This window comes from Neoaquamicrobium sediminum, from assembly GCF_040970315.1.
GTDB classification, from domain to species: Bacteria; Pseudomonadota; Alphaproteobacteria; order Rhizobiales; family Rhizobiaceae; genus Aerobium; species Aerobium sediminum.
Genome location: NZ_JAZHFV010000005.1, coordinates 23,439 through 38,107 on the forward strand (window position 1 = coordinate 23,439; position 14,669 = coordinate 38,107).

Below are 14,669 nucleotides of genomic sequence, written 5' to 3' on the forward strand. Positions count from 1 at the left end.
AATGCGGCGCGCCCGGAGCGCCAAGGCCCCGGACGCGCAACGAGCCTCTAGTCAACCGCTGCGAGATCGGCCTTCATCTGGTCAAGGATCGCCTTGCCGCCGTCGCCGGTCATACCGATGAATTCCTTCTCGACTTCCGCCGCGGCTTCCATGAAGGGCTTGCGCTCTTCCTCCGAGAGGATGTTGATCTGCATGTCGGGCTTGGCTTCCTTGATCTTCTCAAGCGACTCCGCCTGGAGGCCCTTCTGGTAATCCAGGATGTAGTCGAATGCCGACTGGGTCGCGGCCTGAACCAGTTCCTGGTCTTCCGCGCCCAGGCCGTCGAAGAAGTCCTTGTTGGCCATCATCGCCGTCGTGAAGTTGTTGTGGCCGAGACAGGTGATGACGTTCGTCACCTCGTACATCTTGGTCGATTCCAGGAAGAAGCCGGGGTTTTCCTGGCCCTGGATGATGCCGGTCTGCAGCGCGCCGTAGACCTCGCCCCACGGCAGCGGCGTTGGCGTTGCGCCCCAGGCAGCATAGGCTTCGACCAGAAGCGGGTTGGTCATGACACGGAACTTGACCTCGTTGAGATCGGCCGGCGACTTCACCGGCTCCTGCGTGGTCAGGCAGACCTCGCCTTCCGGGAACATGGTCAGCAGCTCGAGACCCTGCTGGGCGTAGAGCTCAGGGAACATCTCGTTGATCGCCTTGGACGTGCGGAAGAACTCGAACAGCTTCGTCTCGTCCTGTGGCAGCAGGTAGGGCACGAAGAAGACCTGCGCCTCGGGGATCAGGGCGCCGGTGAAGCCCGGCGACTGATCGACGAACTGCAGGATGCCGGCCTGTGCCTGTTCCATGATGTCGGCCGACTCGCCCAGCGTGCCGAACGGGAACAGCGTCACGGTGTGATCCGAATTCTCCTCGATATATTCCTTGAACTTGGTCGCGTAGACGCCCTGGACCTCGTTCAACGCTTCCTCGAACGCGTAGCGCCACTCGTCCGCATGTGCGGAAAGCGGCAGTACCGCGAGCGCGACGCCGGCAAGCAGGCCGCGTGAAATGGTCTTCGAAAGATTGCGCATGAAGGTTCCCCTTGTTTTGGCCGAGTCTGATGCCGTTCGGCTTGGAACGCCCGCTCGGCGAGCCGATCGAGACATGGCCTTACTTCAGGGAAGATTGTAAATCATGTCAATCAGAAAATAATATCATGACAATTATTGCTAAGTCGCACAATTGGCGGGCAACAGCGCCTATATCGCGAGCAGAAGATGCTCGGGATCGGCGAGCAGAAGTTTCGCGACAACGCCTAGACCGGTCCGCAACTCTGCCTCGTCGGTCGAGCCGAGCGAGATTCGCACGGCCGGCGCCCAAGGAGCCTCCGAAGTGCGGAAGGACAGGCCCGGTGCTATCGCAACGTTTTGAAGCCGCGCCTGGGAAACGAAGCTTTCCTCGCTGCGACCGGGCGGCAGTGGGAGCCAGATGTGCAGGCTTTCAGCATGTGAATGGAACCGTGCATCCGCCAGCACCTCGGCGGCGATGGAGTGGCGCTTGCGGATTGCCGCGCGCTGCCACTCGACAAGCTGCATCGCCGTGCCGTCCTGAACCCATTTAGTGGCGATCTCGGCAACGACCGGCGTCGCCATCCAGTTGGAGACGAGGTGGCGGTTGGCAACAGCGGCGACGAAGCGGTCGGGCGCCGCCAGATAACCGATCCTGAGACCCGGAACGGTGATCTTGGTGAAGCTTGTGACGTAGAGCGCGCGCTCCGGCGCGAGTGCTGCGAGCGGCAGCGGGCGGTCTTCGATCAGCGGACCTAGCACATCGTTCTCGATGATGGTGATGTCGTGCCGTCGCGCCACCTCGACGATCGCGGCGCGGCGCGCCTTGCTCATCAGCGTTGCGGTCGGGTTGATGACCGAGGGCTGAACGAAGACGGCGCGGATGTCGGTGTGCCTGCAAAGCTCGTCGAGCGCATCCGGTATCAGCCCGTCTTCGTCGATCGGGAGGCCTTCCAGGTTGAAGCCAAGATACGTCGCGAGCGGCACCAGCGTATGGTGGCCGATTGCCTCGGCTGCGACGGTGGAGCCGGGCGGAGCAGCGGCCATCAGCGCCACTGTCATGCCGGCGGTCGCGCCGTTCGTCACGCTGACGTTGAGTTGCGAGGTTTCCAGACCGCAATGGCCCAGCCACTCGACCGCAGCGGCGCGATGGCGAGGAAACACGACATTCGGGCGGAAAGACAATGCCGCGCTGGCCGGCAGGTTCTCGGCGAGCCAACCGAGCGCCTGCTTCATCTTGTCGTGATGCATTGTCTCGCAGACGGGTTTCAGGATCGAGAGATCGATCACTTCTCCCAGCCGCTCGGGCAGATAGGGCGGGACGGGCTCGGGCTTGCGCGTCTGCACGAAAGTACCGCGGCCGATTTCGCCTGCCACCAGGCCGCGGCGGATCAGCTCCTCATACGCGCGGCTGACGGTCTGCACAGAGAGGTGCAATTCGTCCGCGAGCCGCCTGTGCGTGGGCAGGCGCGTGCCGTTTTCCAGCCGCCCGTCATGGATCGCCCGCGCGAACTGGTCTGCAAGCGACAGATAGGCAGGGCGTCGTATGAGGGCAGGATCGGGGCGCCAGATTGTCATGACTTCATTAGAGAACACAATCAGTGCAATTGACAATCGAAATCGCGCGCCATCATGGTGTCGCCGCAACAGGCTCGCACCCCATGACCACATCCAAACTCGACGCAATCGACCTCAAGATCCTCGACGCGATCCAGCGCGACGGGCGGATCACGAAGCTGGCGCTTGCGGAAAAGGTGGGGCTTTCGCCGACGCCGTGCTGGATGCGGCTGCGGCGGCTTGAGAAGGCCGGCATCATCTCGGGCTATCACGCCAAGGTGGATCTGCGGTTGGTCGCACCGGTGGCGACGGTGCTCGTCGAAGTGACGCTCGCGAGCCACCGGCAGGCTGACTTCGACCGGTTCGAACGCGCGGTGCGTGGCAGCCCGGAAGTCATCGCCTGCTGGTCGGTCGGCGGCGGCATCGATTACATGCTCAAGGTCGCCGCGCGCGACATCGACGCTTATCAGCGCTTCATCGATGCCATGCTGGAGCGCGAGATCGGCATCGACCGCTATTTCACCTACATCGTGACCCGCACGGTGAAAGAGGAGATCGCGCTGCCGGTGGCCACGTTGCTGCCGCCCGAGGCATGACAGGGTAGAGAGAATCTCTCCTTCTGGTCGTTCCACACAGACGATCTGTCTGCGCGGCGGCACAGGAACAGTCTCACTCTCTTCCTCTTCGTGGCTACCGTTGCCGTCGAACCCTATCGAGAGGCTCGACCATGTCCGCCCGTTTTGCTCCCACATTGCGTCACGACGCACTCGACAGTCTGGCCGACCGTCGGCTTCACCGGGAACTCGCTTATGTTGATGGCCACTGGACGGCGGGGGATGCCGGCGAGACGTTCGAGGTCACGGACCCCGCCACTGGTGAAAGCCTGGCATGGGTTGCATCGCTTGGCGAAGCGGAAACCGGCCGCGCGATCGACGCGGCATCTGCGGCGTTGTCCGTCTGGCAGGCGAAGCTGCCGCAGGAGCGGGCAGCAGTGCTGCGAACGTGGTTCGACCTGATCAAAGCGGCACGGGATGACCTTGCCCTGCTGATGACGCTCGAACAGGGCAAGCCCCTGCAGGAATCTCTTGGCGAGATCGACTACGCCGCCTCCTTCGTCGAGTGGTACGGGGAGGAGGCCCGGCGCGTGAACGCCGAGAGCGTGACCAGCCACCTGCCCGGCGCGGAGATGATGGTGCGACGCGAGCCGCTGGGCGTCGTTGGACTGGTGACACCCTGGAACTTCCCGTCGGCAATGCTGACGCGGAAGGCCGCCGCTGCTCTGGCCGCCGGTTGCACGGTCGTCGCGCACCCGTCTTCCGAGACACCGCTTTCGGCGCTCGCGCTGGCGGAGCTGGGCGAACGCGCAGGCCTGCCCGCCGGCGTATTCAACATCGTTACCGGCGATGCTGCGACGATCGTTGGCGCACTATGCGCCGATATGCGCGTCCGGGCGCTGAGCTTTACCGGATCGACGGAGATCGGACGGCTGATCGCGAGCCAATGCGCGCCGACGATGAAACGGCTCGTGCTGGAGCTCGGTGGCCATGCGCCGCTGGTGATCTTCGACGATGCCGACATCGACAAGGCGGTGCGGATCGCAGTGGATGCGAAGTTCGCGACCTCGGGTCAGGACTGCCTTGCCGCCAACCGCATCTATGTGCAGCGCTCGATATACGGGCGTTTCTGCGAGGCGTATGCAGCGCGGATCGACGCGCTCAAGGTTGGGCACGGTCTCGAGCAGGGCGTCGAGATCGGCCCGCTGATGCATGAGCGCGCGGTGCGCAAGGTCGAGGAACAGGTGGCGGACGCGCTGGAAAACGGCGCGCGACTGCTTTCAGGCGGCGAGCGCGATCAAGCCGGGTCGCTTTTCTATCGTCCGACGCTGCTGGTCGACGTTCCCGATAGCGCCGCGATCATGCGCGAGGAGACCTTCGGCCCCGTTGCGGCGGTGACGCCGTTTGACACCGAAGCCGAGGTTGTGGCCCGCGCCAACGCGACCGAATACGGGCTCGTGGCCTATGTCGTGACCGAGAACGGCGCGCGCCAGCTTCGCATGGGCAGGGCGCTCGACTATGGAATGGTCGCGATCAACCGGGTCAAGATCACCGGAGCGCCGGTGCCGTTCGGTGGCGTCAAGCAGTCCGGCCTCGGCCGCGAAGGCTCCCGCCACGGGCTCGAAGCCTTTACCGAACTCAAATATCTCTGCCTCGACGCAGCCTGAAGAAGAAGGAAGAAAGACAATGCTCAACCGCTCCAACGAACTCGCAGCCTGGGACCGCGACCATTTCTTCCATCCCTCCACCCATATGGGCATGCATGCGCGGGGAGAAGCTCCCAACCGCGTGATCGCCGGCGGCGAGGGCGTCTACATCACCGATGCGAACGGCAAGACGAGCCTCGACGCCTTTGCCGGCCTCTACTGTGTCAATGTCGGCTACGGTCGCCAGAAGATTGCCGATGCGATCGCGGAGCAGGCGAAGGAACTCGCATACTATCACGCCTATGTCGGTCATGGCACGGAAGCGTCGATCCGGCTCGCCAAGATGATCATCGACCGGGCGCCGGAAGGCATGAGCCGCGTCTATTTCGGCCTTTCCGGGTCCGACGCCAACGAGACCAACATCAAGCTAATCTGGTACTACAACAACGTGCTGGGGCGGCCTGAGAAGAAGAAGATCATCTCGCGCTGGCGCGGTTATCACGGTTCCGGCGTCATGACCGGCTCGCTGACCGGGCTCGAACTCTTCCACAATGCTTTCGACCTGCCGCGCGCGCCGATCCTGCACACCGAGGCGCCGTATTATTTCCGGCGCGAGGACCGCTCGATGTCGGAGGAGCAGTTTTCACAGCATTGCGCAGACAAGCTCGAGGAAATGATCCTCGCCGAGGGCCCGGACACGGTTGCTGCCTTCATTGGCGAGCCGATCCTCGGTACGGGCGGCATCGTGCCGCCGCCGGCCGGCTACTGGGAGAAGATCCAGGCAGTGCTGAAGAAGTACGATGTGCTGCTGGTCGCCGACGAGGTCGTCACCGGCTTTGGCCGGCTGGGCACCACGTTCGGTTCCGACCATTACGGGATGAAGCCCGACCTCATCACCATCGCCAAGGGCCTCACCTCGGCCTATGCGCCGCTCTCCGGTGTGATTGTCGGTGATCGTGTCTGGAAGGTGCTGGTCGACGGATCGGACAAGCTGGGTTCGCTCGGCCATGGCTGGACCTACTCGGCGCATCCGATCTGCGCGGCGGCGGGCGTCGCCAATCTGGAACTGATCGATGAACTCGATCTCGTCACCAATGCCGGAGAGACGGGGGCCTATTTCCGGGCCGCGCTTGCGGATGCGGTCGGCGGGCACGCGAATGTCGGCGAGGTGCGCGGCGACGGGCTGATGGCGGCGATAGAGTTCGTCGAGGATCGCGACGATCGCAAGTTCTTCGATGCGTCGCGGAAAATCGGGCCGCAGGTTGCAGCCGCGCTGCTCGATCGCGGCGTCATCGGCCGGGCCATGCCGCAGGGCGACATACTGGGCTTCGCGCCGCCGCTCTGCCTGACGCGCGAGGAAGCCGACATCGTGGTTGCCAAGACTGCCGAGGCGGTCAAGAGCGTGTTCGACCAGGGCTGAACCCAGGTTCAATCACCAGATAATAAAAATGGCGGGCCGAGGCCCGCCATTTGCTTATGCAGCAGTGAAAACCGCGATCAGGAAGCGGCTTCTTCCGAAGCTGCTTCCTCGGCCGGAGCGGCGGCGGCTTCGGCAGCAGCAGCGGCCTCTTCCGCGGCCTTTGCGGCGGCGGCTTCCTCTGCCTGCTTGGCGGCTGCGACGCGCTCCTGCGCCTTCTTGCCGGGCTGCGCCTTGCTCGGGTTGTTGCGTGCGTCGCGCTTGGCGAGGCCGGCTTCGTCAAGGAAGCGGGCGACGCGGTCGGTCGGCAGCGCGCCATTGGCGAGCCAATGCTTGATGCGTTCCTCGTCGAGCTTCACGCGCTCGCCGTCCTTGGGCAGCATCGGGTTCCAGGAACCGATCTGCTCGATGAAACGGCCGTCGCGGGGCGAACGGACGTCGGCAACGACGACGTGGTAGTAGGGACGCTTCTTGGAGCCCGCGCGGGCAAGACGGATTTTCAGTGCCATGTCATTTCTCCTAAAGTTTTGGCCTGTGGCGTTCCGTTGATTTCAGGTTTCGGCATCCGCACCGGAGGCGATCGCCTCGTGGTGGCGGATGACCTCGCGGATGACGAAGTTCAGGAACTTCTCTGCGAAATCGGGGTCGAGGTTTGCATCGTGAGCAAGCTGACGAAGGCGCGCGATCTGCTGGCTCTCGCGCGCAGGGTCGGCCGGCGGCAGGTCGTGCTTCGCCTTGAGAACGCCGACCGCCTTGGTGCAGCGGAAGCGCTCGGCAAGCATGTGGATCAGCGCCGCATCGATGTTGTCGATCGAGGCGCGGTATTCGGCAAGCTGCGCGCGGGCGGCGTCCATGGGTGTCGCGTCGTTCATCCTCGCCTCACTTCTTCTTGCCGCCGGGCAGCCCCGGAAGCTTCATGCCGCCTGGAAGGCCCGGCAGTCCTCCACCCGGAAGGCCGGGCAGACCGCCCGGCAGACCTTTCGGCATGCCGCCACCAAGACCGGCGGCTTCCGCCTGCTTCTGCAGGGCTTCGAGCTGCTTGGGATCCATCTTCGACAGGTCGGGCATGCCGCCGCCCGGCATCATGCCGCCGAGGCCCATCTTGTTGGCCATGCCGCCCATCAAGCCGCGCATCATCCCGCCGCCCTTACCCTTGCCGCCCATGGCCTTCATCATGTCGGCCATCTGGCGGTGCATTTTCAGAAGCTTGTTGATCTGCGCCGCGTCGGTGCCCGAGCCGGCCGCGATGCGCTTCTTGCGCGAATGTTTGAGCAGGTCGGGATTGGCGCGCTCGGCTTTCGTCATCGACTGGATGATGGCGATCTGGCGGCCGAACATCTTGTCGTCGAGGCTCGCGGCGGCAATCTGGTCCTTCATTTTGCCCATGCCGGGCATCATGCCCATGATGCCGCCCATGCCGCCCATCTTCTGCATCTGGCGAAGCTGGTCTGCGAGGTCGTTCAGGTCGAACTTGCCCGACTGCATCTTCTTCGCCATCGCCGCGGCCTTTTCCGCGTCGATGGTTTCGGCTGCCCTCTCCACGAGCGAGACGATGTCGCCCATGCCGAGGATGCGGTCGGCTATGCGCTTGGGGTGGAACTCCTCCAGCGCATCCATCTTTTCGCCGGTGCCGATGAGCTTGACCGGCTTGCCGGTCACCGCGCGTATCGACAGTGCTGCGCCGCCGCGACCATCGCCGTCCATGCGGGTCAGGACGAGGCCGGTAAGGCCGACGCGCTCATCGAAGTTGCGGGCGAGGTTGACGGCGTCCTGACCGGTCAGCGAGTCGGCGACGAGCAGGATTTCGTGCGGGTTCGAGACCTTGCGGATATCCGCCATCTCGACCATCAGCGGCTCGTCGATATGCGTGCGGCCGGCGGTGTCGAGGATGACCACGTCGTGGCCGCCGAGCTTGCCCGCCTGCACGGCGCGGCGCGCGATGTCGACGGGGGTCTGGCCGGCGATGATGGGCAGCGTCGCGACGCCCGTCTGCTCTCCGATCTGGCGAAGCTGTTCCTGCGCGGCGGGGCGGCGCGTGTCGAGCGACGCCATCAGGACCTTCTTGCCCTGGCGCTCGGTCAGCCGCTTGGCGATCTTGCCGGTGGTGGTGGTCTTGCCCGAGCCCTGCAGGCCGACCATCATGATGACGACCGGGGCGGGCGCGTTGAGGTCGATGGTCGCGCCTTCGGCGCCGAGCATCTCGACGAGTTCGTCGTGGACGATCTTGACGACCATCTGGCCGGGCTTGATCGACTTCAGCACCTCGGCGCCGACGGCCTTCTCGCGCACCTTGTCGACGAAGGAGCGGACGACCTCGAGCGCGACGTCGGCCTCGATCAGCGCACGACGCACCTCGCGCAGCGCTGCCGAGACATCGGCCTCCGACAGCGCGCCGCGGCCGGTGAGGCCGTTCAATATCGAACCGAGTCTTTCCTGTAGGCTCTCAAACATCCGCTTTTCCCGTTCCCTGACTTTTTCGTTCGCCAGAGAGGTAGTGCCTGTGCTTCGACATGCCAAACGCCAAAACCGAAAAGCACCCGGGGGCGCATCGCGCTGCCGGGTGTTGACCTCCGGGATCAGCCTGCTTTGAGCAGGTTTCGCCCCGGTCGGCGGCTCGGAGTTGTCACTCGTCGCTGATTTCAGCGCGCTCTAGACAGGAAAAGTGCTTCGGAGTCAAGGAGAATGCCTTGAAACGGGAAGGGCCGCCTGCTTTCGCAAAGCGGGCGGCCCAATATCCCATTGGTGGTTCGTGCAATTAGCGCACGATGTAGACGACGCGGTTCGTACCGGGTTCGACGAGGACCGGCTGTCCGTTCACATAGACATAGCGATACTCGTAGTCCGGAATTTCACGAACCTCGACGGTCTCGGGCAGTGTAGCACCTACCACGACCTCGCCTTCCAGATAGACCGGCTCCACGGGATTCTCCTCGACGTAGGTGCGGACCTGCGGAGCGGGGTCGATGATGCTGCCCGTTACGCCGCCGCCAGCCGCGCCGGCTATACCGCCAACCGCCGCGCCGACCGGGCCGCCGATGATCGCACCGGCGATCGCGCCGGTCACACCACCGGTTACGCCACCCACGGTACCGCCATCGGCAGGCGCAGGTTCAGCGGGGCGCTCATAGACTGCAACCGGAACCTGCATTTCGGCCGGGCGCTCGGTGACGATGACTTCCACGCCGGAATTGTCGGCGATCAGATAGTCGGAGTAAGCCCAGCCGGAGAGGTCTCCGTAGCTCACTTCACACCATTTGCTGCCCTCGATGCAGCCATTGAGCGTTGCCTGGTCATCGACTGCAATAGCGCCCACCACCGGATACTGGGGGCCGGGGCCGGAGCGGACGTTGAGGTCGGTGGTCGCAACGACGGATGTCTGAGCCGCAGCCAGGGAAGCGGAGGCCAGAAGCGCGCCGGCTGCTACCGACAGAAAAAGACGAGATTTCATAGCGATGTTCCTTTTTGAGGTTTTCCCCTTCGGCGGCAACAACGAGCCAGGAACTGCAACGTTCCAAAATCGTGACCGCACCGGGATCACGATTCCCTACGGCGCTTTGCCGGATATGAAGTCAGGAAAGGTGGGCGATGACCTTGTCGGCCACATCTTCGCCTGAAAGACGGGCGCCGCCGCATGTCTGGATGAGCGGCCCCGCCAGATGTTCGCCGGCGAACCAGATGCGTTCGCCGACAGGTGCGGACAGGGTCGCGCGCGCGGCGGACTTGCCGGGCCGGGCCGCTGCATATGCGCCGCGTACATAGCGCTCGCCGCTCCAGCGCGTCATCGTCGTGCGCCCGACATATTTGCGCGCATCGTTGCCGAAGATCGCGCAGAGCCGGTGCACGACGTAGTCAACGCCCGCATCCTCGCCCGCCGCTTCCATTTCCCAGGCAAAATCGCCGCCGACGAAACCAACCATGAGGTCGATGTCGAACGGAAAGCACAGAAAGAAGAGGTCGTGGCGGGCATGACCTTCGATCAGAAGGTCATCGAACGGGCTCAATCCGAAGCGGCCGCCGCTGATCTCGACAGGGATCTTGGTCAGCATGCCCATCGGCAGGTCGAAGATCGCTTCGCGGTGACCGGGCGGCAGGCCCGGCAGGAATTCGATCTCATCGAAGGCCAGCACCGCCGGAGAAGCGGTCACGATCACGGCGCGGGCACGTATGGTGCCACGGTCGGTGCCGACGGCAACACCCGGACCGCCCCAGCGAATGTTGCGTACCGGCGTCGACAGCTCGACGGATATGTCCGCGCCAAAGCGGGCGACGAGCGCGCCGAAGCCCTCGCGGGTGAAATAGTTGGGGTCGAGGCAGGCGGCGGCCTTGAAGTCGGCGATTGAAATCTCGTCGTCGTCCTTGCCGAAGTCCATCGGCCCGGAGAACGTGGTCGCGGCGCGCAGCGCGTGGCCTTGCCGCAGCAACGATGAGAGGCGGTCTTCCGGTGCCGCGTGGGCCTCGATGAGCGCCTGCATCTCCAGGTCGGCGGCCTTGACAGCCTCGACTTCGGCGACGCTGGCAGCCCGGTCGTCGAAATAAAGCCGATCCAGCGCCATGTCGTGATGGAACAGGGTCCATCCGGCGTCCTGCGCTTCCTGGAAGTACGGGTTGCGGTCGGCTGCGTGAAGCCAGGCGCAGCCGATGTCGAAAGGAATGCCGAAATGTTCGCTCGACGTGAAGGCGCGTCCGCCGATGCGGTCCATGGCCTCCAGCACCGTGACGCTCTTGCCGGCCGCTCGCAACCGTCTGGCGGCGGCCAGTCCGGCAGAGCCCGCGCCGACGATCACCACATCGACATCGCCCACAGCCCCCTCCATGTAAGGCTCCGGTAATAATGGCAGGTTATTGAAGTTCAGCGCCCTGCGCCAGCGTTTTGCATTTCGCGAGAACTTAGCTGTGCAGGTGACAAGGCGCCGTCAGGCTGGCAAAGTCGCTGGCAACGTAGAATCGTTCTATCAAGGAGAAACGAATGGCGGCCAAAGCTAAGGGCAAGGTGCTGGCTGTGTTGATGCTGGCTCTGGCGCTGTCAGGCGGCGTCGCGCATGCGCAGCAATGCGGCAACAATGCCAACGGCTTCAACACCTGGAAAGCGGAGTTCCGTCAGCAGGCGGCGGCCCGCGGTGCGGGGCAGCGCGCTCTCGCGGCGCTTGAAGGCACCCGCTACAACAACGCCACGATCAAGGCGGATCGGGGCCAGAAGAGCTTCAAGCTCTCGCTCGACCAGTTCATGCAGCGCCGCGGGGCGCCGGCGATCGTGCGCAAGGGACGCCAGCTCAAGCAGCAGAACGCGCAGCTTTTTGCCAGCATCGAAAGCCGCTACGGCGTGCCGCCCGGCGTGCTACTCGCAATCTGGGGCATGGAGACGAATTTCGGCGGCTTCATGGGCAACCAGAACATCGTCTCGGCGGTTGCGACGCTTGCATATGACTGCCGGCGCTCGGAGTTCTTCACCAGACAGCTCCATGCCGCGCTGCAGCTCGTGGATCGCGGCTCGCTGCGGGCCGATTCCATCGGTGCGGCTCATGGCGAAGTCGGCCAGACGCAGTTCCTGCCGGAAAACGTCGTCAAGTTCGGCGTTGACGGTGACGGCGACGGTCGCATCGACCTGATCCGCAGCAAGGCCGATGCGCTTCACTCGACCGCCAACTTCCTGCGCGGCCATGGATGGCGGCCGGGCGGTGGCTACCAGCCCGGCCAGGCGAACTATCGTGCGATCCAGGGCTGGAACGCCGCCAGCGTCTACCAGCAGGCAATCGCCATCATGGCGGCCGATATCGACGGCTGACCTATTGTTGATTTCCTTCCCTCGCGCGAGGGAGGGAAGTCGCTCAGCTCTTGCGCTTGCGGGCAGCGAGCGTGCGCAGCCGCAGCGCGTTCAGACGGATGAAGCCTTCGGCGTCCTTCTGATCGTAGGCGCCCCGATCGTCCTCGAAGGTCACGAGCGCGTCGGAATAAAGCGACTTCGGCGAACGACGGCCCGTGACGATGACATTGCCCTTGTAGAGCTTGAGGCGCACCTCTCCCTCGACATCATCCTGGCTTCTGTCGATCAAAGCCTGCAGCATCTCGCGCTCGGGCGAGAACCAGAAGCCATTGTAGATCAGCTCGGCATAGCGCGGCATCAACTCGTCCTTGAGGTGCGCGGCACCGCGGTCGAGCGTGATGGATTCGATGGCGCGGTGCGCCTGCAGCAGGATCGTGCCGCCCGGCGTCTCGTAGACGCCGCGCGACTTCATGCCGACGAAGCGGTTCTCGACGAGATCGAGCCGGCCGATGCCGTTGTCGCGACCGAGATCGTTGAGCTTTGCCAGCAGGGTCGCTGGAGAGAATTCCTTGCCGTCGATCGCGACGGCATCACCCTTGCGGAAGGAAATGACGAGCTCGGTGGGCGTGTCGGGCGCGTCCATCGGCGAAATTGTGCGCATGTGGACATATTCGGGCGGCTCCTGCCACGGGTCTTCAAGAACCTTGCCTTCCGAAGAGGAGTGCAGAAGATTGGCGTCGACGGAGAATGGTGCCTCGCCCTTCTTGTCCTTGGCGACTGGAATCTGGTGCTGTTCGGCGAAGTTGATCAGGTCGGTGCGCGACTTGAAGGTCCAGTCGCGCCACGGCGCGATCACCTTGATGTCGGGATTGAGCGCATAGGCCGAAAGCTCGAAGCGGACCTGGTCGTTGCCCTTGCCGGTGGCGCCGTGCGCAATGGCGTCGGCGCCCGTCTCCTCTGCGATCTCGACGAGACGCTTGGAGATCAGTGGGCGCGCAATCGACGTGCCGAGCAGGTACAGCCCCTCATATTGCGCGTTGGCGCGGAACATCGGGAAGACGAAGTCGCGCACGAACTCCTCGCGGACGTCCTCGATGTAAATCTCCTTGATGCCGAGCATCTCGGCCTTCTTGCGTGCCGGCTCCAGCTCCTCGCCCTGGCCGAGGTCCGCGGTGAAGGTCACGACCTCCGCGCCAAGCTCGGTCTGCAGCCACTTCAGGATGATCGAGGTATCGAGGCCGCCCGAATAGGCCAGCACCACCTTCTTGACGTCTTTCAGTTTGGACATATCGCCCCCGGTTCGTTTCATGCGCGGCGGCAGGCCGCCACGCGAGGATCGGCGGCACTTTTATCAGGAATGCCGGGCCGGGCAAGCGCGCTGGCGCAATCGGCCCCCAAGCCGTTCATCCGATTGTGAGATGGCGGTGTCTTGCCGCCCGTTTTGCCATCGATAGACTTGCCGGGGCTGATTCTATGCGTTGAAGAGGGGAAGGAAGACTTGTCGTATCAAGCAGGCGGCGTTGCGCGTATGCAGGGGCTGGCCGGCAATGCGTGGCGCCGACGACTGGCACTGTCCTGCGCGGCGCTGGCCGTTGCGATTGCCTGGCAGCCCGCCATGGCACAGCAGCCGGACCGCTGGGTGGCGGACGAGACGCTGGCGCGCGCGACGCTGCCCGCGCCGAGCACCGGCGAAGTGGTGTCCGCCACGCTTTCCTGCGAGGCGCAGCGCTGGTCTCTGGTGCTAGATCTGGGCGAAGACGCGAATGCCAAGTCGGGATCTGCAAAGATCTCGATCGGCAGTCAGCGGTACGAACTCGATATGCGAGCGGACGGCAATCTGCTGACGGCAAGGCTGCCGAGGGAGGCGCTTGAGCCGCTCAAGAACGGCTCGCGGCTGGAACTGGCGCCGGCGGCGACTTCGGGTGAGGAGGCTGCGCCGCTGGTCTTTTCGCTGCGCGGATCGAAGCTTGCCATCACCAGTGCTCAGGAACGATGCAGCCTGCGCGACATGTCGGCCTATCAGCCGGTGACCTTCACGCCCTTTTCCTCGTACATCAATCTCGCCAGGACGCTGCGCGCAGCCGATATCGCCGCATTCGCGCAAGCGACCGCATCGCAACCGAAGCTGGACGTGGCGATGGTGGAACTGGACGACGGCAGGCGCGTGCTGTTTGCCCGGCTGTGCGGTTCATCATGGTATTACGGTCTGTCCGGCTGCAACATAACCGGCTTCGCGCCGAAGCCCGCAGGGTCGGCAGAGGGTGGCGAGGACGAGCAAGCGGCGGAAACCGCGTGGCAAACAGTCTACGATACGGAGAACGTGCTCCTGTATCTCGACCAGAACTCGCTTTCCCATGGCTGGCCCGACGTCGTCACGCTGCCGGCCGGAACCCCGGGCACCGGTCTCGTCTGGCGCTGGGACGGCTGGTCCTACGCGCTGAAGGGCGAGCTTCCCGAAGAGGCGGGCGATTTCGACCCGCAAGCGCTGCGGCAAGGCCGCGATTGAGGCTCTAGCGCCGGGCTGAACGCCTTCTGGCGAGCTGCGTTCCGAAATCGTAGGCCGCCAACGCGATGCCGATCAACGCGACGACGATCAGCATGGGGTGCGCAACCGAGACGACGATCACGCCCAGGAAGCCCGCGAAGAACAGGAAGGCGATTGCCGCCATCATGCGGTCCGCTGTCATTTTCTTC

The 14,669-nt window shown here is 64.2% G+C and carries 14 protein-coding genes; 5 read left to right on the forward strand and 9 right to left on the reverse strand.

The genetic code is table 11. The features are described from left to right. Positions 1 to 47: 47 nt before the first annotated feature. Positions 48 to 1,064, reverse strand: coding sequence for a TRAP transporter substrate-binding protein (locus V1479_RS15265; RefSeq protein ID WP_368803674.1), 1,017 nt, complete (start codon positions 1,062 to 1,064; stop codon positions 48 to 50). A 168-nt stretch (positions 1,065 to 1,232) separates the two neighbouring features. Beyond that, complete coding sequence (gene ehuR, locus V1479_RS15270; protein ID WP_368803675.1) at positions 1,233 to 2,618, reverse strand: MocR-like ectoine utilization transcription factor EhuR; 1,386 nt, start codon at positions 2,616 to 2,618, stop codon at positions 1,233 to 1,235. A gap of 83 nt (positions 2,619 to 2,701) precedes the next feature. Here ehuR and V1479_RS15275 point away from each other — a divergent pair, with 83 nt between their 5' ends. From V1479_RS15275 to V1479_RS15285, 3 genes are all read left to right on the forward strand, one after another. Next, entirely contained in the window at positions 2,702 to 3,193 is a 492-nt protein-coding gene (locus tag V1479_RS15275; RefSeq protein ID WP_368803676.1) for an Lrp/AsnC family transcriptional regulator, read from the forward strand. A gap of 131 nt (positions 3,194 to 3,324) precedes the next feature. Further along, on the forward strand, positions 3,325 to 4,818 hold the full coding sequence (locus tag V1479_RS15280) for an NAD-dependent succinate-semialdehyde dehydrogenase (RefSeq protein ID WP_368803677.1): 1,494 nt from the start codon (positions 3,325 to 3,327) through the stop codon (positions 4,816 to 4,818). 19 nt (positions 4,819 to 4,837) lie between these two features. Beyond that, complete coding sequence (locus tag V1479_RS15285; RefSeq protein ID WP_368803679.1) at positions 4,838 to 6,217, forward strand: aspartate aminotransferase family protein; 1,380 nt, start codon at positions 4,838 to 4,840, stop codon at positions 6,215 to 6,217. Positions 6,218 to 6,294: 77 nt separating this feature from the next. Here the strand turns inward: V1479_RS15285 and rpsP are convergent, their stop codons facing one another. The 5 genes from rpsP to V1479_RS15310 all read right to left on the reverse strand — a co-directional run bounded on the left by rpsP (position 6,295) and on the right by V1479_RS15310 (position 11,028). Beyond that, entirely contained in the window at positions 6,295 to 6,723 is a 429-nt protein-coding gene (gene rpsP, locus V1479_RS15290; protein ID WP_368803680.1) for a 30S ribosomal protein S16, read from the reverse strand. 42 nt (positions 6,724 to 6,765) lie between these two features. Further along, a complete protein-coding gene (locus V1479_RS15295) occupies positions 6,766 to 7,086 on the reverse strand; it encodes a chorismate mutase (RefSeq protein WP_173189210.1) in 321 nt (106 codons plus the stop codon). A 7-nt stretch (positions 7,087 to 7,093) separates the two neighbouring features. Beyond that, on the reverse strand, positions 7,094 to 8,665 hold the full coding sequence (ffh, locus tag V1479_RS15300) for a signal recognition particle protein (RefSeq protein ID WP_368803681.1): 1,572 nt from the start codon (positions 8,663 to 8,665) through the stop codon (positions 7,094 to 7,096). A gap of 304 nt (positions 8,666 to 8,969) precedes the next feature. Beyond that, positions 8,970 to 9,662 carry a DUF1236 domain-containing protein gene (locus V1479_RS15305; RefSeq protein WP_173189214.1) on the reverse strand — a complete coding sequence of 231 codons (693 nt, stop codon included), beginning with the start codon at positions 9,660 to 9,662 and terminating at the stop codon, positions 8,970 to 8,972. A 121-nt stretch (positions 9,663 to 9,783) separates the two neighbouring features. Then, positions 9,784 to 11,028, reverse strand: coding sequence for a flavin monoamine oxidase family protein (locus V1479_RS15310; protein WP_368803682.1), 1,245 nt, complete (start codon positions 11,026 to 11,028; stop codon positions 9,784 to 9,786). A gap of 152 nt (positions 11,029 to 11,180) precedes the next feature. On the opposite strand from V1479_RS15310, the gene V1479_RS15315 reads away from it, so the two are divergent. Next, positions 11,181 to 11,996, forward strand: a complete 816-nt coding sequence (locus V1479_RS15315) for a lytic murein transglycosylase (protein WP_368803683.1) — start codon at positions 11,181 to 11,183, stop codon at positions 11,994 to 11,996. A gap of 43 nt (positions 11,997 to 12,039) precedes the next feature. Here the strand turns inward: V1479_RS15315 and V1479_RS15320 are convergent, their stop codons facing one another. Then, on the reverse strand, positions 12,040 to 13,263 hold the full coding sequence (locus tag V1479_RS15320) for an argininosuccinate synthase (RefSeq protein WP_368803684.1): 1,224 nt from the start codon (positions 13,261 to 13,263) through the stop codon (positions 12,040 to 12,042). A 210-nt stretch (positions 13,264 to 13,473) separates the two neighbouring features. On the opposite strand from V1479_RS15320, the gene V1479_RS15325 reads away from it, so the two are divergent. Further along, entirely contained in the window at positions 13,474 to 14,481 is a 1,008-nt protein-coding gene (locus V1479_RS15325) for a hypothetical protein (protein WP_368803685.1), read from the forward strand. A gap of 4 nt (positions 14,482 to 14,485) precedes the next feature. Here the strand turns inward: V1479_RS15325 and V1479_RS15330 are convergent, their stop codons facing one another. After that, complete coding sequence (locus tag V1479_RS15330; RefSeq protein ID WP_368803686.1) at positions 14,486 to 14,662, reverse strand: hypothetical protein; 177 nt, start codon at positions 14,660 to 14,662, stop codon at positions 14,486 to 14,488. Positions 14,663 to 14,669 lie beyond the last annotated feature (7 nt).

What these genes read in the sequence shown, in the direction of transcription:
- V1479_RS15315 (WP_368803683.1), top strand. Translation starts at nt 11,181, where the DNA reads ATGGCGGCCAAAGCTAAGGGCAAGGTGCTGGCTGTGTTGATGCTGGCT.
- V1479_RS15265 (WP_368803674.1), bottom strand. Translation starts at nt 1,064, where the DNA reads ATGCGCAATCTTTCGAAGACCATTTCACGCGGCCTGCTTGCCGGCGTC.
- V1479_RS15310 (WP_368803682.1), bottom strand. Translation starts at nt 11,028, where the DNA reads ATGGAGGGGGCTGTGGGCGATGTCGATGTGGTGATCGTCGGCGCGGGC.
- V1479_RS15330 (WP_368803686.1), bottom strand. Translation starts at nt 14,662, where the DNA reads ATGACAGCGGACCGCATGATGGCGGCAATCGCCTTCCTGTTCTTCGCG.
- V1479_RS15320 (WP_368803684.1), bottom strand. Translation starts at nt 13,263, where the DNA reads ATGTCCAAACTGAAAGACGTCAAGAAGGTGGTGCTGGCCTATTCGGGC.
- rpsP (WP_368803680.1), bottom strand. Translation starts at nt 6,723, where the DNA reads ATGGCACTGAAAATCCGTCTTGCCCGCGCGGGCTCCAAGAAGCGTCCC.
- V1479_RS15295 (WP_173189210.1), bottom strand. Translation starts at nt 7,086, where the DNA reads ATGAACGACGCGACACCCATGGACGCCGCCCGCGCGCAGCTTGCCGAA.
- V1479_RS15305 (WP_173189214.1), bottom strand. Translation starts at nt 9,662, where the DNA reads ATGAAATCTCGTCTTTTTCTGTCGGTAGCAGCCGGCGCGCTTCTGGCC.
- ehuR (WP_368803675.1), bottom strand. Translation starts at nt 2,618, where the DNA reads ATGACAATCTGGCGCCCCGATCCTGCCCTCATACGACGCCCTGCCTAT.
- V1479_RS15280 (WP_368803677.1), top strand. Translation starts at nt 3,325, where the DNA reads ATGTCCGCCCGTTTTGCTCCCACATTGCGTCACGACGCACTCGACAGT.
- V1479_RS15275 (WP_368803676.1), top strand. Translation starts at nt 2,702, where the DNA reads ATGACCACATCCAAACTCGACGCAATCGACCTCAAGATCCTCGACGCG.
- ffh (WP_368803681.1), bottom strand. Translation starts at nt 8,665, where the DNA reads ATGTTTGAGAGCCTACAGGAAAGACTCGGTTCGATATTGAACGGCCTC.
- V1479_RS15285 (WP_368803679.1), top strand. Translation starts at nt 4,838, where the DNA reads ATGCTCAACCGCTCCAACGAACTCGCAGCCTGGGACCGCGACCATTTC.